At 62.1% G+C, this 22,253-nt stretch carries 20 protein-coding genes; 15 read left to right on the top strand and 5 right to left on the bottom strand.

The annotated features are described in order from the left end of the window. Window positions 1-81: 81 nt before the first annotated feature. The 3 genes from FP2506_RS09090 to FP2506_RS09080 form a co-directional block, all read right to left on the bottom strand. Complete coding sequence (locus FP2506_RS09090; protein ID WP_007067160.1) at window positions 82-954, bottom strand: 4-(cytidine 5'-diphospho)-2-C-methyl-D-erythritol kinase; 873 nt, start codon at window positions 952-954, stop codon at window positions 82-84. Window positions 955-961: 7 nt separating this feature from the next. After that, window positions 962-2,854 carry a tetratricopeptide repeat protein gene (locus tag FP2506_RS09085; protein ID WP_244404152.1) on the bottom strand — a complete coding sequence of 631 codons (1,893 nt, stop codon included), beginning with the start codon at window positions 2,852-2,854 and terminating at the stop codon, window positions 962-964. Window positions 2,855-3,056: 202 nt separating this feature from the next. Continuing rightward, on the bottom strand, window positions 3,057-4,073 hold the full coding sequence (locus FP2506_RS09080) for a polyprenyl synthetase family protein (RefSeq protein WP_007067158.1): 1,017 nt from the start codon (window positions 4,071-4,073) through the stop codon (window positions 3,057-3,059). A 237-nt stretch (window positions 4,074-4,310) separates the two neighbouring features. Between FP2506_RS09080 and FP2506_RS09075 the strand changes: the two genes are divergently transcribed. From FP2506_RS09075 to FP2506_RS09065, 3 genes are read left to right on the top strand one after another with little or no spacing between them, the layout of a single operon-like run. Next, complete coding sequence (locus FP2506_RS09075; protein ID WP_007067157.1) at window positions 4,311-4,538, top strand: putative signal transducing protein; 228 nt, start codon at window positions 4,311-4,313, stop codon at window positions 4,536-4,538. Continuing rightward, window positions 4,516-5,400, top strand: coding sequence for a tRNA1(Val) (adenine(37)-N6)-methyltransferase (locus FP2506_RS09070; RefSeq protein WP_007067156.1), 885 nt, complete (start codon window positions 4,516-4,518; stop codon window positions 5,398-5,400). The genes FP2506_RS09075 and FP2506_RS09070 overlap by 23 nt, the downstream gene beginning before the upstream one ends. After that, window positions 5,354-5,662, top strand: coding sequence for a hypothetical protein (locus tag FP2506_RS09065; protein ID WP_007067155.1), 309 nt, complete (start codon window positions 5,354-5,356; stop codon window positions 5,660-5,662). Before FP2506_RS09070 ends, FP2506_RS09065 begins: the two co-directional genes overlap by 47 nt. Before the next feature lie 74 nt (window positions 5,663-5,736). Here FP2506_RS09065 and FP2506_RS09060 read toward each other — a convergent pair whose 3' ends face one another. Beyond that, window positions 5,737-7,326, bottom strand: a complete 1,590-nt coding sequence (locus tag FP2506_RS09060; protein WP_007067154.1) for an alanine/glycine:cation symporter family protein — start codon at window positions 7,324-7,326, stop codon at window positions 5,737-5,739. A 12-nt stretch (window positions 7,327-7,338) separates the two neighbouring features. Then, a complete protein-coding gene (locus FP2506_RS09055; protein WP_040489052.1) occupies window positions 7,339-7,776 on the bottom strand; it encodes a universal stress protein in 438 nt (145 codons plus the stop codon). A 628-nt stretch (window positions 7,777-8,404) separates the two neighbouring features. Here FP2506_RS09055 and FP2506_RS09050 point away from each other — a divergent pair. The 12 genes from FP2506_RS09050 to FP2506_RS08990 all read left to right on the top strand — a co-directional run bounded on the left by FP2506_RS09050 (window position 8,405) and on the right by FP2506_RS08990 (window position 22,092). Next, window positions 8,405-9,301, top strand: coding sequence for a S49 family peptidase (locus FP2506_RS09050; RefSeq protein ID WP_007067151.1), 897 nt, complete (start codon window positions 8,405-8,407; stop codon window positions 9,299-9,301). Between the two features lie 95 nt (window positions 9,302-9,396). Then, the gene (locus FP2506_RS09045) at window positions 9,397-9,612 is read left to right on the top strand and encodes a hypothetical protein (protein WP_244404151.1); all 216 of its coding nucleotides are present in this window, start codon (window positions 9,397-9,399) and stop codon (window positions 9,610-9,612) included. Between the two features lie 155 nt (window positions 9,613-9,767). Next, window positions 9,768-10,751 carry a glycine--tRNA ligase subunit alpha gene (locus FP2506_RS09035; protein ID WP_007067149.1) on the top strand — a complete coding sequence of 328 codons (984 nt, stop codon included), beginning with the start codon at window positions 9,768-9,770 and terminating at the stop codon, window positions 10,749-10,751. Window positions 10,752-10,893: 142 nt separating this feature from the next. Beyond that, window positions 10,894-11,799, top strand: a complete 906-nt coding sequence (ypfJ, locus tag FP2506_RS09030) for a KPN_02809 family neutral zinc metallopeptidase (RefSeq protein WP_007067148.1) — start codon at window positions 10,894-10,896, stop codon at window positions 11,797-11,799. A gap of 8 nt (window positions 11,800-11,807) precedes the next feature. Continuing rightward, window positions 11,808-12,185, top strand: coding sequence for an endonuclease domain-containing protein (locus FP2506_RS09025; RefSeq protein WP_007067147.1), 378 nt, complete (start codon window positions 11,808-11,810; stop codon window positions 12,183-12,185). A gap of 138 nt (window positions 12,186-12,323) precedes the next feature. Then, window positions 12,324-14,603, top strand: coding sequence for a glycine--tRNA ligase subunit beta (glyS, locus tag FP2506_RS09020; RefSeq protein WP_007067146.1), 2,280 nt, complete (start codon window positions 12,324-12,326; stop codon window positions 14,601-14,603). Window positions 14,604-15,052: 449 nt separating this feature from the next. Next, on the top strand, window positions 15,053-15,976 hold the full coding sequence (locus tag FP2506_RS09015) for a D-alanine--D-alanine ligase (RefSeq protein ID WP_007067145.1): 924 nt from the start codon (window positions 15,053-15,055) through the stop codon (window positions 15,974-15,976). Next, window positions 15,964-16,848 (top strand): cell division protein FtsQ/DivIB, encoded by an 885-nt coding sequence (locus tag FP2506_RS09010; RefSeq protein WP_007067144.1) that lies wholly within the window; start codon window positions 15,964-15,966, stop codon window positions 16,846-16,848. Before FP2506_RS09015 ends, FP2506_RS09010 begins: the two co-directional genes overlap by 13 nt. 5 nt (window positions 16,849-16,853) lie before the next feature. Further along, window positions 16,854-18,179 (top strand): cell division protein FtsA, encoded by a 1,326-nt coding sequence (gene ftsA, locus FP2506_RS09005; protein WP_007067143.1) that lies wholly within the window; start codon window positions 16,854-16,856, stop codon window positions 18,177-18,179. A 142-nt stretch (window positions 18,180-18,321) separates the two neighbouring features. Beyond that, window positions 18,322-19,875, top strand: a complete 1,554-nt coding sequence (gene ftsZ / locus FP2506_RS09000) for a cell division protein FtsZ (RefSeq protein WP_007067142.1) — start codon at window positions 18,322-18,324, stop codon at window positions 19,873-19,875. Window positions 19,876-20,181: 306 nt separating this feature from the next. Continuing rightward, window positions 20,182-21,120 carry a UDP-3-O-acyl-N-acetylglucosamine deacetylase gene (gene lpxC / locus FP2506_RS08995; RefSeq protein WP_007067141.1) on the top strand — a complete coding sequence of 313 codons (939 nt, stop codon included), beginning with the start codon at window positions 20,182-20,184 and terminating at the stop codon, window positions 21,118-21,120. 174 nt (window positions 21,121-21,294) lie between these two features. Further along, window positions 21,295-22,092 carry an outer membrane protein assembly factor BamD gene (locus FP2506_RS08990; RefSeq protein WP_007067140.1) on the top strand — a complete coding sequence of 266 codons (798 nt, stop codon included), beginning with the start codon at window positions 21,295-21,297 and terminating at the stop codon, window positions 22,090-22,092. Window positions 22,093-22,253 lie beyond the last annotated feature (161 nt).

Below are 22,253 nucleotides of genomic sequence, written 5' to 3'. Positions count from 1 at the left end.
GGACTGCATGATCGCCTAGTGCTATCCCAACTGTCGGTGAAAAGGCACGTTCCACGAGTTCCATTCACTCGATCTCTTCGGTCAGGCAACGGCAACCCACCAATTCGGCTGATCCCGCACGATGGCCGCGGCGGCGTCTTGCGCCTCATGCGCGTTGTCGTAGAGGCCGAACACGGTCGAGCCTGATCCCGACATGCGGGCGAAGGCGGCGCCGGTGCGTTGCAAACCTGCGAGAGCTTCGCCGATTGATGGCTCGATAGCCTTCGCGGTTTCCTCGAGATCGTTACGGGTGTTGCGCAGCCAGCCGAGGAGATCGCTCGCGGAAGAAAAGCCGTTGTCCGGAATGGTGGGGAGGGGCGCATTTTCGCGGTTTTGCAACGCCCCGAAGACCGAGGGCGTTGCAACCGGGCGGCCCGGATTGACGAGGAGCATCGCCGGCATTTGCTTTATCGATATTTCTTCCAGCGCCTCCCCGATCCCGCGTGCAACAAGGGGCCGGCTGTGGAGGCACATCGGCACGTCTGCGCCGAGTTCCGCGGCACTCTCCGCGAGAGTTTCGGGAAGAGTGGGTGAGAGGGTGCCGAGATGGCGGAGAAGCGCGGCGGCATCGGCCGAGCCGCCGCCGATGCCGGCGCCATGCGGCAACATCTTGGTAAGGCGAATGAGAAGGGGCGGTACGTCGACTCCGGCCTTTCGCGCGTGCCCTCTGGTGAAGACGAGAGCGCGCAGGACTATGTTGCGGTGATCTGTTGGTACACCGGCTGCAAACGGCCCTTCGACGATCAGCCTGTCCTCGACCGCAGGTTGAACGCTCAACCAGTCGGCCACCCGTTCGGTGAAGACCGCGACACTCTCGAGAAGGTGGTAGCCGTCCTGCTGCCGCCCTACGACGTGCAATGCGAGATTGATTTTGGCCGGAGCGGCGATACAGTCCTCGAACAGGTTGGCGTTCAAGGCCCGGTCAGTTGGTCCGCTCGCTCGAAGATGAAGCTGGCTGTGCGGGTGTAGGCGCGCTGTCATCGGTCGTTTCAAAGGCAGCCTTTTCCGCCTCGGTGTCAGCCTCGATTGCTCCGGTCTGCTGCGGCTGATCCTCTCCCGAGGTGCCGCCTTCGTCGTTGACGGCGTCTAGGCCGCCTTCGAGCTTGGCCTCGATCCGTTCGATCGCGTCCGGCTCTGGTTTTGGATCACCGTTGAGGGCGCGCTCCCATTGGTAACGCGCCTCGCGCTCTCGGCCCACATGCCAGTAGGCATCGCCAAGATGATCGTTGATCGTCGGGTCCGTCGGCGTCAGCAGGACTGCCCGTTCCAGCTCCTCAACCGCCTCGTCGTAGCGGCCAAGTCTATAATAGGCCCAGCCGAGCGAATCGATAATGTATCCGTCGTTCGGGCGCAACTCGACAGCCTTACGGATCATGTCGAGCCCTTCTTCGAGGTGTACGTTCTGGTCGACCCAGGAATAGCCGAGATAGTTCAGCACCTGAGGCTGATCCGGTGAGAGATCGAGCGCTTGCTTGAAGTCGGCTTCGGCCTTTTCCCAGATGCCGCGACGCTCGAAGGAGATGCCGCGTTGATAGAAGAGGTTCCAGTCGCGATCGGTGATTGGCTGCGCAAACTCGATCGCCGTGTCAAGCGCAGCGGTGACTTCTTCATACTTCTTGTCGGCCGCCAGAACGTCGGCGAGCGCCGTATAGGCCTGGATGTCTTCCGGATAGGTCTCGGTTGCACGGCGCAGGTGGTCGATCGCCTCGCTCTTGCGTTCGGCATACCAGTAGTCGAGCCCGATCTGCAGGTCGGCGGTGCGGCGATAGGCCGAACTTTCCGGAATTTGCTGATAGTAGGCAATCGCGCGGTCGAACTGCTCGCCCGCTTCTGCAATGCCAGCGAGTGCCGTCAGAATGCCCGCATTGCGCGGTGCAAGGACACGCGCAAGCTGGAAGTAGAGGAGGGCAACATCCTGGCCGTCGCCGCGATTGATGGTCTGTCCAAGAGTGCGAAGAGCCTCAGCACTACCTTCCTGCACGTTCGCAACGGATGGCTCGATAGTTTCTTCGCGTTCGATGCGATCCTCCAGGCCGCGGAGGGGATCGTAACTCGGTGCAAGATCAAGACCCTTCTCCAGAGCAGAGAGGGCCGCTTCTTTGTTGCCGGCGCGCGCTTCGATGCGGGCAAGGCTTTCGGACGCCGAGAGGTAGGCGTCCGGGGAGGAGCGGGCCAGCGCGGGCTGGTCAACAAGCTGCGAATAAGTACTGCGGGCTACCCTGTCGCGCCCCGCGACCTCGGCCATCAGGCCCTTCTGATAGAAATTGAAGGTCTCGTACCAGGGTGCTTCTTCGAGATCATCGATGCGGAGAAGTGCCTCGTCAACGCGGCCGGCGCCGATCTCCGCCCACGCGGTAAGCTGGCCGAGGAGGAGAAGGTCAAGATCCGAAGGATCTACGATGTCGAATTCGGCGATCGCGCGATCGAACTGGCCCTTGCGCAGGGCATCGATGCCGAGCGCGATGCGGGCGATCTTGCCGCTCGTCGGACTGTCGCGCAGATCGGTCGCGAGATCGATCGCGTCGTCGAACCGGCCGCCCGCAAGGTAGGCGAGCATGGCGTCCTGTCGCAACAGCTCCGACTGGCGGTCGAGTCGCAGTGCCTGATCGAAGAAGATCGTCGCTTCTTCCAGCTCGCCCTCTTGCTGGGCCTGTTTAGCGGCAAGATAGGCGCCGGACAGCGACTGGGCCGCGAGCGGAATGATGCCAGCCCGGTCGGTCGCGGACTGCTCTTCTTGCGCTGTGGCGGGCGGAGCCAAGAGGGCGAGCGCGATAACCGAGGCGGTGGACAGGGTGGAAAGGCGTCTCAAGAACACGGAGGGAAAGCCCTTTTCTTCCGGCGTCTGATGGTCGACTTCCGAAGATTGTCCGGAACGAGCGGTTTCAGGCGGCGACAGGACGACAAGCAAGGTGAAAATGCAAGTTCATTTCGCTATGGTGCACATGCACTGCGACAGTGACCTTATTAGGACGAAAGCGTCATCTGCCGCCTAGAGCAGCAGGATTTGGTGATCTCATTCACCGGATCCGGGCGACGCAGAATTCGACGACGTCGAGCAGGGCTTCGCGGGCGAGCGAGGGCGGCAGGCTTGCAGCTGCTTCGTAAGCTTCCGCGCCATATGCGCGCGCCCGGTCTATGGTCGCCTTTAGCGTTCCATGGCGATCAATCAGGTCGACGGCCTTCGCAAGGGCGAGATCGTCATTGCGTCCCTCCTCCATAGCCGAGCGCCAGAACGCCTTTTCTTCATCGCTGCCGGCTTCGTAGGCCAGAATGACGGGCAGGGTGATCTTGCCCTCTCGAAAATCATCCCCGGTGTTCTTACCGAGATCGGTCGCAACGCCGCCATAGTCGAGGACGTCGTCGATCAGCTGGAATGAGATTCCGAGGCTGCGTCCGTAGCGGCGCATTGCCTCGCGCTCGCGCATCGACTTGCCCGCGATCACCGGGCCGACTTCTGCGGCAGCGGCGAAAAGTGCGGCGGTCTTGGCGTCGACTACGGAAAGATAATCGGCCTCGCTCGTGGTCATCCGCTTGGCGGCCGCGAGTTGCCAGACCTCGCCTTCGGCGATTACGGCCGAGGCGTCGGAAAGGATCGCCAGAGCGGCCATGGAACCGACATCGACCATCATCTTGAAGGCCTGGCCGAGCAGATAATCGCCCACGAGGACGCTCGCCTGGTTGCCCCAGATCGTTCGTGCCGTGCGCCTGCCGCGCCGAAGATCGCTCTCGTCGACCACGTCGTCGTGGAGAAGCGTCGCGGTGTGCATGAACTCGACGCTGGCGGCGAGCTTCACATGGGCATCGCCCTCCTCGTAGCCGTGGGCAAGCGCAGAGGCGATGGTCAGCATCGGGCGCAGTCGCTTGCCCCCGGAGGAAATAAGATGGTTCGCGATTTCCGGGATGAGCTCGACCCGCGAGCCCGCCATGGAGAGTATCAGGTCGTTGACGCGCCCCATGTCGCGCTGGGTCAGCGTTACGATCGTATCGATCGTCGCGCGGGCTTGCGTTTGCTCGACGCGGTTCGCAGCAACCACTCTCTCACTCCAATTGATCCGAGGGTTCGAGGCGCATCGACCGGCGACCTCAGACGCTCTGGTTCCATCCTAGGGCGAAACCGCCTTTAAGCCAGCCCGACGGTCGGTTCCACCGGCCTCAGGTCGCACTTGCATTTCGCTGGCCTTGCCCGTCAACATGGGGACGGCGTGAAAAACAACAAACCTGCCGGACGCGCCCTCGACGATCGATGGACAGCAAGACTGGAACGCAAGGGTATGAAGGAATTGATGCGCTCGAACGACGCGGTCCTGATCTCGTTCGTGGACGCGCTTTTGAAGGAAGCACAGATTCCCCACTTCGTGGCCGACCAGCATATGAGCATTCTCGACGGCTCCATCGGCGCCCTGCCGCGCCGGATCATGGTCGAGTCCGACGAAATCGAGAAGGCCCGGCGCCTGATGCGCGATTCCGATCTCGGCCATGAGCTCTCGACCGGCAGTTGAGACGGGCGCGGTCCCGATTGGATCGCTGGAGACCCGCACGGACGCGTTCTACGACGGGCGGTTTCATCTGGTGCAGCCGAAGCGTGTGGGCTATCGCTCAGGGCTCGATGCGCTGCTTCTTGCCGCTACGGTGGGTGAGAACGCGAGCGGGAACCTTTTGGACATCGGCGCGGGTGCGGGTGCAGTCGGCTTTGCGGCAGCGGTCCGGGCGCCGGGGCTGCGCGTTGCCCTTCTCGAAAACGACGTCCTGATGGCCGAATGTGCGCGGAAAGGTCTCGCGGACACTGGCAACGCCGCTTTTGCGGACCGTGCTTCGGTGATCGAGGCGGATCTCTTTACGATCCGGCGGGCGAAAGCCGGCCACCCCATGCGCGATCAGCTCTTCGATTTCGTTGTGACGAACCCGCCGTTTTACCTGCCGGGTCAGCGGCCATCGTCCGATCCGGTCCGTGCAGCCGCAATGGTCGCGCCGGATGCCGACTTTCTTCGGCGATGGGTCCAAACGTCTCTGGCTTTCCTGAAGGACGGTGGCCGCTTCGCCGCAATCCTATCGCCCGCGGCGCTCGCGATCTGTCTTCCCGCACTGTCAGGGCGCATCGGGGGGCCGGCGGTAACACCGATTCACGGCCATCGCGGCGAACCAGCAATCCGTCTCATCCTGACTGGCCGCAAATCCTCTCGCGAGAGCTTGTCTTTTCTTCCTTTACGTTACCTATTTGATTCCGGGCGGGCGCCGAGCGACTTTACGGGCCGTCTGTCCCGCGGTCAGGTCCATTTCGGCTGGCCTCGAACTAACGAGCGTCAGGAAGGCCCCGATGAGCGAGTCGATCCCGCTGTGCTTGAAGATCACATACGCCCATGAGTTCGACCAGGAATTGGCCGAGCAGTGGATCGAGATGACGCAAGCCGGTCAGGTCCTGAGGGTAATGAAGTTCTTCCGCGACGGCGAAATCCGGGCCGCATCTCACGATGGCCACGTCGCGGATAAGGAATTTTGGGAAAGGATACCGTCGGTTCCAAAGCGGGAATGCGGGGCATGTGCGTTTTCAAGCGACCTGATCGCATGTTCGCTGTTCGAAGATACGTGGCGGATATTAGTCTCAGCTCAACGCCGACGGGCCTAAAATCAGATACGCGGATAGATGGGAACGGCGGGCCTTCTATCGCGCCCGCCGTTTGTCCGCTTGGTTTAGACCGTTTATTCCGCCGGCTGCGTACGCTTGGTGCTCGAGCCGGCATACCTTTTGATCTCGCCTGATTTTAGCCGCGACCAGTAGGAGTTGAGCTCTCTCTTCACGATCGGCATCAGGACGTAAAGCGCCGCGATGTTGACGACGGCCATGGCGAAGATAGCCGCATCGGAGAAGTCGATGACGGGCCCGAGGCTCGCCGCTGCGCCGATGACGACGAAGATGCAGAAGGTGACCTTGAAGACAATCTCTTTCGTCTTGCCCTCGCCGAAGAGGTAGGTCCAGGCCTTCAAGCCGTAATAGGACCAGGAGAGCATGGTCGAGAAGGCGAAGAGGATCACCGCAATCGCGAGCACGATCGGGAACCACGAGAACGCCGTCGCGAAGGCCGCCGATGTCAGCGCGACGCCAGACGTATCGCCAACTGTCTGGATGGTCGTGCCGTCGTCGTTGAGGATGAACATGCCGTTGGCATCTGTGATCAGCTGATCCGAAATGATGATGACGAGGGCGGTCATCGTGCAGATGACGACCGTGTCGATGAACGGCTCCAGCAGCGAAACGAAGCCCTCGGTGATCGGCTCCTTGGTCTTGACCGCCGAGTGAGCAATGGCTGCCGAGCCGACGCCGGCTTCGTTGGAGAAGGCAGCGCGTCGGAAACCTTGGATCAGCGCCCCGACGAGGCCGCCGGCGACGCCGAGACCGGTAAAGGCTCCTTCGAAAATCCGCCCGAAGGCGACGCCGATCTGGTCAATATTGGCGAGAATGATGATGAGCGCGGCCACCACGTAAAGAACGCCCATGAAAGGAACCACTTTCTCCGTGACCCGCGCGATCGACTTGATGCCACCGACGATGACGGCAAAGACGACCGCAGCGAAGACGATGCCGGTAATCCAGCCCGGAAAGTCTCCGAAGATGTTGGCGAGCTGGGCGTGAGCTTGGTTGGCTTGGAACATATTGCCACCACCAAGCGAGCCGAGAATGCAGAAGATCGCGAAGAGGACCGCAAGAAACCTGCCCCCGGGCATCCCCCGTTCCTTGAAGCCTTTCTCCATGTAATACATTGGGCCGCCGGAGACGGTGCCGTTCGGGAATTCATTCCGATATTTTACGCCGAGCGTGCATTCGGTGAACTTTGAGGCCATGCCCATCAGGCCGGCGAGGATCATCCAGAAAGTCGCGCCGGGGCCGCCGATACCGATCGCGACGGCCACGCCAGCGATGTTGCCGAGGCCGACGGTACCCGACAACGCCGTTGCAAGTGCCTGGAAGTGGCTGACCTCACCGGCGTCGTTCGGATCGGAATAATCGCCCTTCACCAGTTGGATGGCATGCTTGAAGGCGCGGAACTGAATGAAGCCGAAGTAGACGGTGAAGATCGTCGCCCCGACGACAAGCCAGAGCACGATCCAAGGGAAGGAGGTTCCGGGCAGATTCGAGAAGATAAAACTGACAAACCAGCCGGTCGCGACGCTGAAGACGTCGTTGACTGCGGCGTCGATGCCGCCGGCTTCCGCACCCTCCTGGGCAAGGGCGGTGACGCTGAATGCGAACAGGTGGACAAGTGCGACAGGTATCAGGAGCCGTCGTGTCATTGGGTGCTATCCTCAGGAAACGATTGTCACGGGCACGCTGGCGGATGTCGCAAGCTTGACGGATACGGTGCCGAAGAAGCGCGATGCGATACCGCCCTCCGAGCCCCGTGCGATGATGATCTGCTCGGCGTGATTCTCGACGGCCACTGCATTCAGGATCTCGGCAGCGTTCCCGTGCCGGACCTTGCATTCCGCCTTGAAACCATCAGCCGCCAGTTCCTTGATCATCGGGTCCAGAACACGTGATTTCGCGACGTGAATTTCCTCCTCGCGACGATTGTGGCGCTGCTCGTTCTCCTCGGCGCTCTGGAAGGTGTAGGGCGACCATTCGATGACGTAGACCAGCATGAGCGTACAATCGCCAATCAGCTTGGACAGCCTCTGACCATGAGCGAGCGCCCTCTTGCTCGCGGGACTCCCATCGATCCCAATTACCAATGTCGTTGTCACGCAGGCTCCTTCCGACAGTATTCGAGCACTCTTGCGCGGAACAGGCGGTAATTGTATCGCCTTGTTCAGCGTCAAAGAGATCGCGACCCCTTGGTTCGCAGCAGTTTAAAGTTTAACCCCGAGCGTTCTGAAAGGCGCACGACCTTTGGAGGCCGATTCCGACTTTCGAATTGACGTCAAATGCTTGTCATGACTTCGCGCGGTCATAAGCCACCGTTCGATCGACATCGAAAAACGATAAAGCACTACGAGGACAAATTTTCGTCACTTGAATTGGATGCTCAAAATCCGTGCCGGTCAAGCCGGCTACGGAATTTTTTCGGACTTACATCCACTTTTTTGATGATTTCATCGATTTGAATGATGGATCGTCGACGTGCCATCAGCGAGAGCGGAGTGGGCGGCCGAAACGAAGGCATGGTATCGGCTCGCGACCGTCCGCTTCGAAGCACCGCCGTACGCGGGCGATCCATTCAAAATGCGCGGATAAACGTCGGAATGTCGACGATAGATCGGCATGTGCGACGAAACCTACCGATGAAGGTCTCGTGAACGCTGCTGTCCCTTTGCGAACGCGAGGGCCCATCATACATCCGTTGCGATGCAATCCGCACCAGAAGAGTGACCGATGGTGACAAGCCCATTGACGAGATACGTGCCGAAACGCCTGCGCAAGGATAAGATTGAAATCCCGACCGTGCGGCTTTCGGGTGCGATCATGGCAACCGGCGGGGGGATCGAGCGCCAGGTGCTTTCGATGGCGGGGGTCGCCCCGATGTTGGAGAAAGCGTTCTCGCAGAAAGGCTCGCCAGCGGTGGCGGTCATCGTCAATTCGCCGGGAGGTTCGCCGGTCCAGTCGCGGCTGATCTACAAGCGCATTCGCGATCTGGCCGAAGACAAGAAGAAGAGGGTGTTGGTCTTCGTGGAGGACGTCGCGGCGTCCGGCGGCTACATGATCGCCTGCGCCGGCGACGAGATCATCGCCGATCCGTCCTCCATTGTCGGATCGATCGGCGTCGTCTCGGGCTCGTTCGGTTTCGTCGAGGCGATCTCGAAGCTCGGCATCGAGCGGCGGGTCCACACAGCGGGCAAGAACAAGGTGACGTTGGATCCTTTTCAGCCCGAAAAGCCCGAAGACGTGGAGCGGTTGAAAGCTCTTCAGCTCGATGTTCACGACACTTTCATCGATCTCGTAAAGGCCTCCCGCAAGAACAAGTTGGCTGAGAACGACGACCTTTTCACCGGCCTTTTCTGGTCAGGCAGGCAGGCCCTCGATCTCGGGCTGATCGATCGACTAGGCGATCTTCATAGCGTCGTCCGCGAGCTGTACGGCGAAAAGGCCGAGCCGAAACTATACACGCCGAAGACCGGTTTTCTGGGACGAACCAAGCCCGGCGTCGGCGTCGGCGTCGGCATCGAGCTCGGATCGCAGGCCGGGATGGGCGAGGCGATCGGCGCAGGCGTCGTAGACCGCATTCACGCGCTGGCAGAGGAGCGTGCGCTTTGGGGGCGTTACGGCCTATGACGAAGAGTTCAGCCCGCCTTGATCACCAGCGACGTTCGGCGTGCCCATATCAATAAATGAACGCTTGTCCGCGGTACGGCGAGCGCGCATACTACATGACGTTCGGAACCCGTCACGTGATCGATCTGATGCCCCAGTTTCTCCTTCTCGGCCTCGTCGGGGCCGCCGCGCTTTACGGCTATAAGCAGATGAAGCGTGATGCTGAACAGTTGGCTGAACGAAACCGTCGCGCGGAAGCCGAAACGCGCACCGGCGCGCAGGGCACCTTGGTGCGTGGACAGGACGGTGTCTACCGCGTGAAGAAGGACTGAGCGCGCCGAGCGGAGGTCATCGATCCGCTTCTGTCCGCCCGCCCAGCATGGTCGCGCACCGCGCTTGACCCTCGGCGCTGCGCCGTGGCAACTCGCTGATCGACCGCGCGGCGTTCGATCTCGTTGCGCATGATGCTCGACGAAAGTTCCTCTTCATGCCCGACATGACCCCTCACATGGACCCGCGCCGTTCCTTCCAGGCGCTGATCCTGACACTTCACCGCTATTGGGCCGATTACGGCTGCGTGGTGCTGCAGCCTTACGACATGGAAGTTGGGGCTGGCACCTTCCATCCGGCGACGACCCTGCGTGCGCTCGGGCCAAAGGCCTGGAATGCGGCATATGTCCAGCCATCCCGGCGACCGAAGGACGGGCGCTACGGTGAAAACCCAAACCGGCTCCAGCATTATTACCAATACCAGGTGATTCTGAAGCCGAATCCTTCGAACCTGCAGGAGCTCTACCTCGGCTCCCTTAAGGCGATCGGCATCGATCCGCTGCTACACGATATTCGTTTCGTTGAAGACGATTGGGAAAGCCCGACGCTGGGTGCCTGGGGCCTCGGCTGGGAGTGCTGGTGCGACGGCATGGAGGTCTCGCAATTCACCTACTTCCAGCAGGTCTGCGGCATCGAATGCGCGCCGGTGTCGGGTGAATTGACCTATGGGCTGGAACGCCTAGCCATGTATGTCCAGAACGTCGACAACGTCTACGATCTCAACTTCAACGGCCGAGAGGGTGATGAGAAAGTCACCTATGGCGATGTCTTCCTGCAGGCCGAGCAGGAGTATTCCCGCTATAACTTCGAGATGGCCGATACCGAGATCCTCCATCGGCATTTCGACGAGGCAGAGCGCCAATGCGCGGCAATCCTGACAGCCGGCACGCCGGCTAAGGCCGGCAACGACAACGCTCCCGGCACGGCGGCCTCGCTGCACAAATGTGTGCTGCCGGCCTATGACCAGTGCATCAAGGCGTCCCATGCCTTCAATCTGCTCGATGCCCGAGGCGTCACATCGGTAACCGAACGCCAGAGCTACATCCTGCGTGTCCGCAACCTCGCTCGCCAGTGCGGTGAAGCATTCCTAATGACGGATGCTGGGGGTGCGAATGCGAAGACGGGCGAAGCCGCGGCCTGACGTCCATCTAGATCGCGTAATGAGAAAAGTTCGTTCGTTGTCGAGCGAACTCCGGGCGGGTGAACCCGAAAGCGTGCGATCTAAATATTGACTTATCTCCTCTTACGCAAAGTTCTCTCCGAACAACGGGAAAGATGAGACGATGCGCTGGCGCGGACGCAGGCAATCGAGCAATATCGAGGATCGGCGGGGCCGTAGCGGCGGGTTTTCCCGCGGCGGATTGCGACCGGGCGGCGGCTTGCGGCTACCGGTCAAGTCCGGCGGCGGGCTCGTCACTCTCCTGATCGTCGGCGCCATTGCCTGGTTCGTTTTCGGGATCAACCCGATTGCGCTTTTTGGCGGCGACATCGGCGGGCAGGGCAGTTATCAGACGAGCCAGACCGGCGCGGGAGGCGGTGTTCAATCGACGCCGGGCGAAACGGACGATTTCGTCGCGACGGTTCTCGCCGACACCGAAGATGTCTGGGGTCGTCGCTTCGAGGAAGCCGGCGAGATCTATCCAGAGCCGACGCTGGTCCTGTTCAACGACCGTGTCCAGTCGGCCTGTGGCATCGCCGGTTCCGCGACCGGGCCGTTCTACTGTCCGGGAGACCAGCAACTCTACATCGACCTGACGTTTTTCGAGCAGCTCCAGCAACAACTCAACGCGCCGGGCGACTTTGCGCAGGCCTATGTCGTGGCGCATGAGGTGGGCCATCACATCCAGAACCTCACCGGCGTTCTCGGCCGGCTGAACGAAGCCCGCCGAACGCTGCCGCAGGACGAGGCAAACGCCCTCTCAGTGCGGGTCGAGCTCCAGGCCGACTGCTATGCCGGCATCTGGGCGCACGAGACGCGGTCCGCCGGCTATATCGAACCGGGCGATATCGACGAGGCGCTGAACGCCGCCTTCCAGATCGGTGACGATACTCTGCAACGGCGCAGCCAGGGCACGGTGGTCCCGGACAGCTTCACACACGGCACGTCCGAGCAGCGGCAGGAGTGGTTCCGGCGCGGTTACGAGACAGGCGATTTCGGGGCGTGCGATACGCTGGAGGGAAGGCTATAGCTGGTCCGATGGCATCGCTCGATCGTTTCAGGCGGAATGCAAGTCGAAGGCTCCGTTCAGATTCGACGGATTGGGAGCGCAAGCTCTGGGCGCATCTTTGGAGAATTCCGCTCAAACACGGGCATTTCCGTCGTCAAGCGCCGATTGGAAAATACATCGTAGACTTCGCATGCCATACGCTCAAACTCGTTATCGAGATTGATGGTGCCCAGCATAATCAGGACGCAAACTTGCAGCGGGACGCAGAGCGTGATCGATGGCTGTCGTCGCAAGGATATCGGGTCGTGCGCTTTACCAACGACGACGTAAAACACCAAATCAACGCGGTTCTTGACACGATCTATGCGGTGGTCGAAGAGCGTCGGCTATTCAAGGGCGATCGTTGAAGCTCTGCCCACCTCCCCCTCGTGGGGAGGTCGCACCGAAGGTGCGGGTGGGGGGAGACGACGTCACATCACCCCACCCCGCGATCGTTCCGATCGCGACCCTCCCCATCAAGGGGAGGGTGGAAATCTGCCGAGCCCATGCCCGACCTTCTTCTCGAACTCCGCTCCGAGGAAATTCCTGCCCGCATGCAGCGCAAGGCGGCGGGGGACCTCAAAAAGCTCGTCACCGATGCGCTGGTGGAGGCGGGGCTCACCTATGAGGGGGCGCGGGAATACTGGACGCCGCGCCGGCTGACGCTCGATGTGCGCGGTGTCGATGCCTCCTCCAAGAACGTGAACGAGGAGCGCAAGGGCCCGCGCACGGATGCGCCGGAGAAGGCGATACAGGGCTTTTTGCGCGGGGCGGGGCTTTCCTCGATCGAGGAAGCCGAGACGCGCTCGGACCCGAAGAAGGGCGATTTTTATGTCGCGGTGATCCGTAAACCCGGCCGGCCGGCCGAGCAGATCATCGCGGAAGTGATGCCCGGCATCATCCGCAATTTCCCGTGGCCGAAATCGATGCGCTGGGGCCCGGCCTCGCGCGAGCCGGGCTCGATGCGTTGGGTGCGACCGCTTCAGTCGATCCTCTGCACCTTCGGGCCGGAGACCGAGGAGCCTGTGGTGGTCGATTTCGAGGTGTCCGGCATCCGCTCGGGCAACACGACGGTCGGCCATCGTTTCCATGCGCCCGAGAGTTTCATGGTGCGCCGCTTCGACGACTATGTCGACAAGCTGGAAAAGGCCCACGTCATTCTCGATGCCGAGCGGCGCAAGGAGATGATCCGCACCGATGCGGAAAACCGCGCCTTCGCGCTGGGGCTGGAAGTCGTGCCGGACGAGGGGCTGCTGGAAGAGGTGTCCGGGCTGGTCGAATGGCCGGTGGTGCTGATGGGCAGTTTCGACGAGGCGTTCCTCGCAATCCCGCCCGAAGTGATCCAGCTCACCATCAAGGTGAACCAGAAGTGCTTCGTCACGCGGCCCGTCGGGTCCGAGCCGCAGGCTCGCAAGGCCGAACGGCCGTCGCCCGGTCAGGGCGCCCCCGCGGAGCCGTCTGCGCAGCAGACTGGCGTGAGCGAAAACAACCGACTCTCCAACCACTTCGTACTCATCTCGAACATCGAGGCGAGCGATGGCGGCGAGGAAATCGCGCGGGGCAATGGCAAGGTGGTCCGGGCCCGGCTGTCGGACGCGCTCTATTTCTGGAAGACCGATCAGGCCGATCTTCCCGATCTGAAGAGCCTCGAACCGTCGGCTGAAAAGTTCGGGCTCGACCTGACGAAACCTCTCGACCAGCGGATGGCAAAGCTCGATGCGCAGGGCGTCACCTTCCACGCCAAGCTAGGCACGCAGGGCGAGCGCGTCCAGCGCATCGCGGCGCTGGCGGAAGCGATCGCCGGGGAGATCGCGGCACAGGTCACCGGCAATGGCGTGGCGACCAGCGAGGATGCGTTCGCGGCGGGCGAATTGAGAAGCACGGTTCGCCGTGCGGCGGTGCTGTCGAAGGCCGATCTGCCGACGGAAGCGGTCGGCGAGTTTCCCGAGCTTCAAGGCCTGATGGGCCGCTATTACGCGAAGCTTCAGGGCGAGCATCCGTCGGTTCAGGCGGCGATCGAGGAACACTACAAGCCCCTCGGCCCCGGCGATCAGGTGCCGCGCGATCCGGTCGCCATCTGCGTCGCACTGGCCGACAAGCTGGACATGCTGGTCGGCTTCTGGGCAATCGACGAGAAGCCGACGGGGAGCAAGGATCCGTATGCGTTGAGACGTGCGGCTTTGGGGGTGATCCGTATTTTGGTCGATAACCGTTTGGTGCTGAAATTCGGGAATTTCGATGTTTCCAGCGATCTCCTCGCCTTCTTCCATGACCGCCTGATGGTTCAGCTTCGCGATTCCGGTGCTCGGCACGATCTCGTCGATGCCGTCCTCTCTGGCTCTGGCGAACAGTCGAACGACGACCTCCTCGACATCACCCGCCGCGTCGAGGCGCTGGGACAGTTCCTCGGCGCCGAGGACGGGCAGAACCTTCTCGCGGGCTATCGCCGCGCGGCGAACATCCTTGCCGCCGAAGAGAAGAAGGGGACCACGATCGCCGCGTCCGTCGATGCCGACTGGATCGCCGCAAAGGGCGAGCACGAGGAGAAGGTGCTCGCCGGGGCGATCGATCGCGCCGAGATCGAGGTCGCCGAGGCGCTTGAAACCCGCGACTATGGGCAGGCCATGGCCGGCCTCTCGAAGCTGCGGGCGCCGGTGGACTCCTTTTTCGACAAGGTGCTCGTCAACGCCGAGGACGAGACCGTCCGCGCCAACCGCCTCGCACTTCTCGCCCGTATTCGCGCGGCCTGCGAGAAGGTGGCGGATTTCTCGAAGATTTCGGGGTAGGGGCCTTAACACCCCAAGCGTCGTCATGCTCGGCCCACGTGCCGAGCATCCAGGCGGTCTTGCCGCTGGGCGCCTGATCTCCCTTGACCATCCGCCCCATGTGCCGGCATCGCGCTGGGTCCTCGGGACGGCGCCCGAGGACGACGAGCCGCGGGGGCATCAGCGTGCCGTCGGAATCTGGCGTGCCGTGCTTATTTGGCGTGTCGAGGGACATTGGCCCATTGCATCCCGCCTTCCGCGCAAGGCGTTCGCGAGCTCCCCCAAATGCCACCAACCCCCCTATGGCCCATCCGCCACAGTGCGGCGCAACCGCCACAGGAAAGCGGCGTCATAAGATTTCGTTGAGGATCGTTTCCTAGACCTTTCTACAAATTGCGCGCGTTAACCACCGTTTAACCAAATCCCTGCGATGGTCGGCCGGAACTTGAATGCAGAGGTTTTGGTAACCGATGGCCAAGCACGTCGCGGTACTGATGGGCGGTTTATCCTCCGAGCGGCCGGTGAGCCTGCGCTCGGGGGAGGCGTGCGCGGCCGCGCTTGAAGGCGAGGGCTTTCAGGTCTCCCGAGTCGACGTCGACCGAAAGGTCGCCGAGACGCTTGCGACCTTGAAGCCGGACGTCGCCTTCAACGCTCTGCACGGACCCTACGGCGAGGACGGCCGCATCCAGGGGATCCTCGAATATCTGCAAATTCCCTACACCCATTCCGGTGTGACGGCTTCGGCTCTTGCGATGAACAAGCTTCTGGCAAAGACCGTCGTCATCTCGGCCGGGGTTCCGGTCGCCAAAGGCCACGTGATGAAGCGGCAGGAGATAGCCGATACGCACCCGTTTTCGCCGCCTTACGTGATCAAGCCGATCGCGGAAGGCTCGAGTTTCGGCGTCATCATCGTGCGCGAGGACCAGCCCCACCCGCCGCAGTCGCTCTCGTCGCCCGAATGGACCTTCGGCGAGGATCTGCTGGTCGAGCAGTTCGTGCACGGGCGCGAACTCACTTGCGCGGTGATGGGCGATGTCGCGCTCGACGTTTGCGAGATCACGACGGAGGGCCACGCCTTCTACGACTACGACTCCAAGTATTCCGACGGCGGCTCGGTCCACATCGTTCCGGCCGAGATTCCGGGCGATGTCGCGCGTAAGATCCAGGAATGGTCGCTGCTTGCCCACCGGGCGATCGGCTGCCGGGGCGTTACGCGTTCCGACTTCCGCTACGATGATCGCTTCGGGTCCGGTGGCGAGGTCGCGTGGCTCGAGGTCAACACCCAGCCGGGCATGACGCCGGTCTCGCTCGTGCCTGATATCGCTGCCAAGTCCGGACACAGCTTCGCCGATCTTGTTCGCTGGATGGTGGAGGATGCATCATGCGAGAGGTGAGGCGCGCTCTCAACCCGATCGGATCGCTGCTGGCGATGGCGCGCCGTTCGGCCGCCGGAATCGAACAGTTCGCGGGCCGGCTTGCCGAACTTCGGCTGCCGCGCTTCGGCCTCGTCGCAGGGGGATTGGTCGCCGGTTCCATTACCTATGGCGTCGTCCTTGGCGGGCACACGACGGCCGTCATCGACAGTATCGCTATACCGCTCGGCTTCTCGATCGAGACGATCGAGGTTTCCGGCAATTCGGAGACCTCCGAGATCGACATCCTGCAGGCGCTTTGGGGCACTGGGGCGCAGACGCTCATCAGTCTCGATCCGGCGATCGCCCAAGAGACTATCGAGGCGATGCCATGGATCGAGCGCGCCTCGGTTTCGAAATACTATCCGAACCGCATCGGAATCGATCTCATCGAGCATCGCCCTTACGCAGTCTGGCAGAGCAGCGAGAATTTCACGATCGTCGATCGGGAAGGGACCTCAATTGTGCCTTTCACGCCTGGCCGTTTCGACGTCTTGCCGGTTGTTGTCGGCGAGGGCGCGCCGACCGCCGCGGCTCGAATTCTCGATGAAATGGAAGAGTTTCCCGAGCTTCGCGCAAGCGTGAAAGCCTACGTTCGGGTCGGGGACCGGCGATGGGATCTCGCGCTCGAAAACGGCGTCACGATCCGTCTTCCGGAGAGAGAGCCGATCGCGGCACTGGCGGAGGTCGCGCGCATGGATCGAGAGCAGAGCTTGCTGGGCCGAGACATTCTGTCGGTCGACATGCGGGTTGCCGATCGTGTGGTCGTCAAGCTGACGCCGGGGGCGCTGGAACGCCGGGACGCTGCGCTGAAGGAGCGCAAGAAGATCCTCAAGCAGCAGTCGAAGGGTTAAGGGTCATGAGTTTCCTCTTCCGCAGACCCTCCGACGTGCCGCGCATGAAGCCCCTGTCTTCCCGCCGTACGCAGATCGTCTCCGTCCTCGACATCGGCTCGGAGAAGATGTCCTGCATGATCGGCCGGCTGCGTCCGCGTCCTGAGGGCGAGGTGCTGCGCGACCGCACGCATACGATCGAGGTGCTCGGCGTCGGACATCAGCGATCGCGCGGCGTCAAGTCCGGCAACGTCATCGACATCGAGGCAGCCGCCAAGGCAATCCGCGCTACCGTCGATGCGGCCGAAGCCGCAGCAGGCCTCTCGGTCGGTTCGCTCATCGTCTCGCTCACGGCCGGGCGGCTCAAAAGCTATCGCGGCAGCGCCTCGCTCGAACCACTCGCAGCCATTACCCAGTCGGACGTCGACTTCGTGGAGTCCCAGGCGGCGCGCATCCAGTTCGAACCGAACCGTCTCGCTCTCCATTCCGTGCCCTTCGATCTTGCGATCGACGGCGAGGGCGGCGTCGAGAACCCGGTCGGCATGACGGCGGGAACGCTGAGCGCCGACATGCATGTCCTGACTGCCGAGGAAGCGCCGCTGCGCAACCTCGAAGCGGCTCTCAACGAGGCGCATATTGAGGTCGAGGCCTTCGTCGCGACGCCTTATGCCAGCGCGCTTGCGACGCTCGTCGAAGACGAGGCCGCAATGGGCTCGGCTGCGATCGACATGGGTTCGGGCACGACGACGATCGCGATCTTTCATAACGGCCGTTTCGTCTATGCCGACCAGGTGGCGATCGGCGGAAGCCATATAACAATGGATCTCGCTCGTGGGCTGTCGATCCATCCGGCGGATGCCGAGCGGCTGAAAGTGGTGAACGCCTCGATCCTGCCGCAGATCGCCGACGAGGACGATGTCATCACCATTCCTTCGCTCGGGGAAGCGGGCAACGACGAGACGGTGACCGTCTCGAGGGCGACGATCGCCAAGATCGTACGGCCTCGTGTCGAGGAAATCCTCGAACTCGTCCGCGATCGCCTGAACGCCTCCAATCTCGGTCACGTGATCGGCAAACGCGTCGTCCTTACGGGCGGTGCGAGCCAGCTGTCGGGCCTGCCCGACACCGCCCGGGCCATTCTTCAGCGCAATGTCCGCCTCGGCCGCCCGGTCGGCGTCGCTGGACTGACGACCGCGCACAAATCGCCTGCGTTTTCGGCGGCCGTCGGCCTGCTGATCTATCCGCAGGTGGTACATCGCGAGACCGTCGCGACGACATCGATCGCGGCCCGCATGTTCGACCAGTCGACAAAGGCGGGCCGATTCGGAACCTGGCTGAGACGAAGCATCTGAACACCGCTGGTTCGACCCCGGAGCGGCGGACCGGCACCTGACAAAAGAAACGGCGCGTGCCGCGCGTCGCCCGAGACTAGAATTTTATCATTCGGCCGCGCGGCAAGAACGGCCTTTGAAACCTGGAGAGAGGATCAAGGCAATGAGCATCACACTCAACAAGCCCGACATCACCGAGCTGAAGCCACGCATCACCGTCTTCGGTGTCGGCGGCGGTGGCTGCAACGCCGTCAACAACATGATCACCGCCGGGCTTGAAGGCGTCGAATTCGTCATCGCCAATACCGATGCGCAGGCACTTCGCTCGTCCAAGGCCGAACGCGTCGTCCAGATGGGCGTCGCCGTCACCGAAGGTCTCGGCGCGGGTTCGCAGCCCGAGGTCGGCCGGGCGGCCGCCGAGGAATCGATCGACGAGATCTGCGACCACCTGCTCGGCTCGCACATGTGCTTCGTCACCGCCGGCATGGGTGGCGGCACCGGCACCGGCGCAGCGCCGGTCGTCGCCAAGGCGGCCCGTGAGAAAGGCATTCTCACCGTCGGCGTCGTCACCAAGCCGTTCCACTTCGAAGGCCAGCGCCGTCTCCGGATCGCCGATCAGGGCATTGAGGACCTGCAGAAGAACGTCGACACCCTCATCGTCATCCCGAACCAGAATCTGTTCCGGATTGCCAACGACAAGACCACTTTCGCCGACGCCTTCGGCATGGCCGACCAGGTGCTCTATTCGGGCGTCGCCTGCATCACCGATCTGATGGTGAAGGAAGGCCTCATCAACCTCGATTTTGCGGACGTCCGCTCCGTGATGCGCGAGATGGGCAAGGCCATGATGGGTACAGGTGAAGCTTCGGGTGAGGGCCGTGCGCTCGCCGCCGCGGAAGCTGCGATCGCGAACCCGCTGCTCGACGAGACCTCGATGAAGGGTGCCAAGGGTCTCCTGATTTCGATCACCGGCGGCCGCGACCTGACCCTCTTCGAGGTCGACGAGGCGGCGACGCGCATCCGCGAAGAGGTGGACGCAGACGCCAACATCATCCTCGGCGCGACCTTCGACGAGAATCTCGAAGGCGTCATCCGCGTCTCGGTGGTTGCGACTGGCATCGACAAGATCGTCGAAGACAAGCCGATGCCCCGCTCCGAGCCGGCACAGCGTCCTGCCGCCTCGACGCCTTCGGTTCCTGCCAAACCCGTTCCCGCCGCAGCGCCGGTCGCCGAGAAGAAGCGGGTCGAGGCTACTGCTGCCAAGCCCGCTATGCCGGCGCCACAGCCGCGCGCTACGAACGACGACCTCGACATGGACGACGATTTCACGGCCGCCCTTGCTGCCGAGATCGCACAAGTGAAGCCGGAAGCGGGAAGCCAGCCTGGTCAGGTCCGCATGCCCAAGATCGAGGACTTCCCGCCTGTGGTGAAGACCGAGATCGAGAACCGTGCCGCCCAAGCCGAGTATGCGCATGACGACAAGGGACCGATGGGCCTCCTGCGTCGCCTGACGACGGGCCTGTCTCGCCGCGAGGAGACCGAGGAGTCCGCAGCGCCGGAAGCGCGCAAGGCCGAAGCGTCGAAACAGACGGCAGCGCAGCCGGCACCCCGTCGCCAAGCCGCCGAGTCCTCTGCCCGGCCGGCGCCGCAACCGCGGGCACTGGCCGAAGAGGACCATCTCGAGATTCCTGCCTTCCTCAGACGTCAGGCAAACTAAATCCAATATCTATTGCAGATCGGACACAGGCCCGTCGGACGTTCCGGCGGGCCTGCTTTGTCGTAAGCACTTGTAAATCAAGGTTTTCTATTCTTGAGCCAAGCTTTCCCGGTAACACGGAGTAAAGAAGCGTGATTTGGTTATTTGCATGCCGCAATTTAGGTAATCAGACACGACACCGGAATCGGCGAAGCATGGGGGTGCCAAGCCAAAACAGCTCCGGGATCTGAGGGGAAATCCACCGATCGCTCCATGAAGCGCCTCGCTGCTTCATAAGCATGGTGGGAAAGGTTGCGCCAAGTGTTGATGTACCAGCAGACGATCGCCGCAAAGATTACGTTCGACGGCGTTGGTGTCCACAGCGGCATGCCGGTCTCACTCAATCTCATTCCCGCAGACGCAGATACCGGTATCGTTTTCCGACGTCGCCTCGACGACGGTGCGGTCCGCGATATTCAGGCGATCGCAACCAATGCGCCGCTCGGCGACCTGTCCACGATGATCGGCGATAACGACGGCGTCATGATCGCCACCATCGAGCACCTCATGGCGGCTCTCTATGCAGCTGGCGTCGACAACGCTGTCGTCGAGATCAACGCCGGTGAGACGCCGATCATGGACGGTTGCTCTGCAATTTTCACTTCCGCGATCGATGAGACGGGTCTCGTCAGCCAGCCAGTCAAGCGCCGGTATATCAAGATTCTGAAGAGGGTCACGGTTGAGCACAACGGTGCCCGCGCAGAATATCGTCCGTATAACACGACGCGCTTCGAGGTCGAAATCGAATACGATTGCGATGCCATCGGCCGCCAGTCTTACGCTGCTGACCTCACGCCGGATCGATTCAAGCGCGATCTCGCCAGGGCACGCACGTTCGGTTTCATGAAGGATGTGGAGCGGCTGTGGGCCGCCGGCTACGCGCTCGGATCTTCGCTGGAGAATTCCGTCGTCATCGATGTGGACGGCGGCATCGTCAATCCTGATGGCCTCCGCTACGAGGACGAGTTCGTGCGGCACAAAGCCTTGGATGCCGTAGGCGATCAGGCGCTTGCCGGCGCCCGTATCCTTGGCTGCTATTCGTCCTATCGGGGTGGTCACCGCCTGAACGCAATGGCGCTTCGAGCGCTTCTCGCCGACCCAACTGCCTACGAGATCGTCGAGCTTCCGGTCCGTCGTGTTGATCCGGTCCGGCACGCGCCGCTGGTCGCGGTCGCAGCGCCCGCTTACGGCCCGCAGATGCTTTGACGGCGGACTGCGCCTTCGGCGCAACGCTCCTGCCGTCATCCATGTCCACGCAACGTCACACCGCCATAAAAACGCCTTCTCGCACCGATCTGAGACGGGTCGGGGTATTGAGTTTTTCCCAAGAGGATGTGACCGCGTTCGGGCAGGGGAAACCGACAGGGGGATGATCAGGCAATGATGACGACGTTCGGCGCATTCATGCGCAAGGCCTCGTTGACCGTTCTCGTCGCTGCGACCGCCGGGCTTGCTTCCGGTTGCATGTCGGACGGCGGCTCGGATGTGGACGTACTCGCTCTCGCCGCCCAGACCGAGCGACCGGAGGTCCTCTACAATCAGGGTCTTGCCAATCTGGAGGGCGGAAACCTCGGGGAGGCGTCAGCCAAGTTCAAGGCGATCGACCGGCAGCATCCCTACACGGACTGGGCACGCAAGGCCCTCGTGATGGGCGCCTTTACCAGCTATCGTTCGGGCGCCTACGAGGAGGCCATCAACTCCTCGAAGCGCTACCTTTCGCTCTATCCGGGCACCGAGGACGCGGCCTACGCCCAATACATCATGGGCCTTTCCTACTGGCGTCAGATTCCCGACATCACCCGTGACCAGACGGCCGCTGGTCGAACGGCCCAGGCGATGCGGGGCGTGATCGACAACTATCCCGACTCCGAATACGTACCGGACGCTCAAACGAAGCTTCGAATTGCTCGTGACCAGTTGGCCGGCAAGGAACTGCAGGTCGGACGCTACTATCAGGAGCGCAACGAATACGTAGCGGCAATCAATCGCTTCAAGAATGTCGTTGACGTCTATCCGGAAACCCGGCAGGTCGAGGAGGCGCTGGCTCGCCTGACGGAAACCTATCTTGCGATGGGGCTCGTCCGAGAAGCCCAGGCCTCTGCTTCCGTGCTCGGCCAGAACTATCCGGACTCGCAGTGGTATCAGGATTCTTACGCGCTCCTTCTGGGACGCGGCTAACATCAGCTTTTTGACGTTCCGTCGAGGAGTTGCGAGCATCGACCGGCCCGCCCATTGCGGGCCGTTTGCATTCGGAGGATAGGCAAGTGAGCCGGTTTCGCCTATCTACGGGCGGGCTTCAAGCGGACCGTCCTCCGCATGGGGCTACTCGCCATTTTTTT

The sequence above is a fragment of the Fulvimarina pelagi HTCC2506 genome (assembly GCF_000153705.1).
GTDB lineage: Bacteria > Pseudomonadota > Alphaproteobacteria > Rhizobiales > Rhizobiaceae > Fulvimarina > Fulvimarina pelagi.
Note: the sequence above shows the minus strand (reverse complement) of the source record. Positions and strands in the feature narration are given on the sequence as shown.

Excerpts from the sequence above, each read along its gene's own strand:
- FP2506_RS09070 (WP_007067156.1), top strand. The coding sequence starts at position 4,516 with ATGAGCTCTCGACCGGCAGTTGAGACGGGCGCGGTCCCGATTGGATCG.
- FP2506_RS09075 (WP_007067157.1), top strand. The coding sequence starts at position 4,311 with ATGAAGGAATTGATGCGCTCGAACGACGCGGTCCTGATCTCGTTCGTG.
- FP2506_RS09060 (WP_007067154.1), bottom strand. The coding sequence starts at position 7,326 with ATGACACGACGGCTCCTGATACCTGTCGCACTTGTCCACCTGTTCGCA.
- FP2506_RS09015 (WP_007067145.1), top strand. The coding sequence starts at position 15,053 with ATGGCCAAGCACGTCGCGGTACTGATGGGCGGTTTATCCTCCGAGCGG.
- glyS (WP_007067146.1), top strand. The coding sequence starts at position 12,324 with ATGCCCGACCTTCTTCTCGAACTCCGCTCCGAGGAAATTCCTGCCCGC.
- ypfJ (WP_007067148.1), top strand. The coding sequence starts at position 10,894 with ATGCGCTGGCGCGGACGCAGGCAATCGAGCAATATCGAGGATCGGCGG.
- FP2506_RS08990 (WP_007067140.1), top strand. The coding sequence starts at position 21,295 with ATGATGACGACGTTCGGCGCATTCATGCGCAAGGCCTCGTTGACCGTT.
- lpxC (WP_007067141.1), top strand. The coding sequence starts at position 20,182 with ATGTACCAGCAGACGATCGCCGCAAAGATTACGTTCGACGGCGTTGGT.
- FP2506_RS09050 (WP_007067151.1), top strand. The coding sequence starts at position 8,405 with ATGGTGACAAGCCCATTGACGAGATACGTGCCGAAACGCCTGCGCAAG.
- FP2506_RS09045 (WP_244404151.1), top strand. The coding sequence starts at position 9,397 with ATGACGTTCGGAACCCGTCACGTGATCGATCTGATGCCCCAGTTTCTC.
- FP2506_RS09035 (WP_007067149.1), top strand. The coding sequence starts at position 9,768 with ATGCCCGACATGACCCCTCACATGGACCCGCGCCGTTCCTTCCAGGCG.
- ftsZ (WP_007067142.1), top strand. The coding sequence starts at position 18,322 with ATGAGCATCACACTCAACAAGCCCGACATCACCGAGCTGAAGCCACGC.
- FP2506_RS09065 (WP_007067155.1), top strand. The coding sequence starts at position 5,354 with ATGAGCGAGTCGATCCCGCTGTGCTTGAAGATCACATACGCCCATGAG.
- FP2506_RS09010 (WP_007067144.1), top strand. The coding sequence starts at position 15,964 with ATGCGAGAGGTGAGGCGCGCTCTCAACCCGATCGGATCGCTGCTGGCG.
- ftsA (WP_007067143.1), top strand. The coding sequence starts at position 16,854 with ATGAGTTTCCTCTTCCGCAGACCCTCCGACGTGCCGCGCATGAAGCCC.
- FP2506_RS09025 (WP_007067147.1), top strand. The coding sequence starts at position 11,808 with ATGGCATCGCTCGATCGTTTCAGGCGGAATGCAAGTCGAAGGCTCCGT.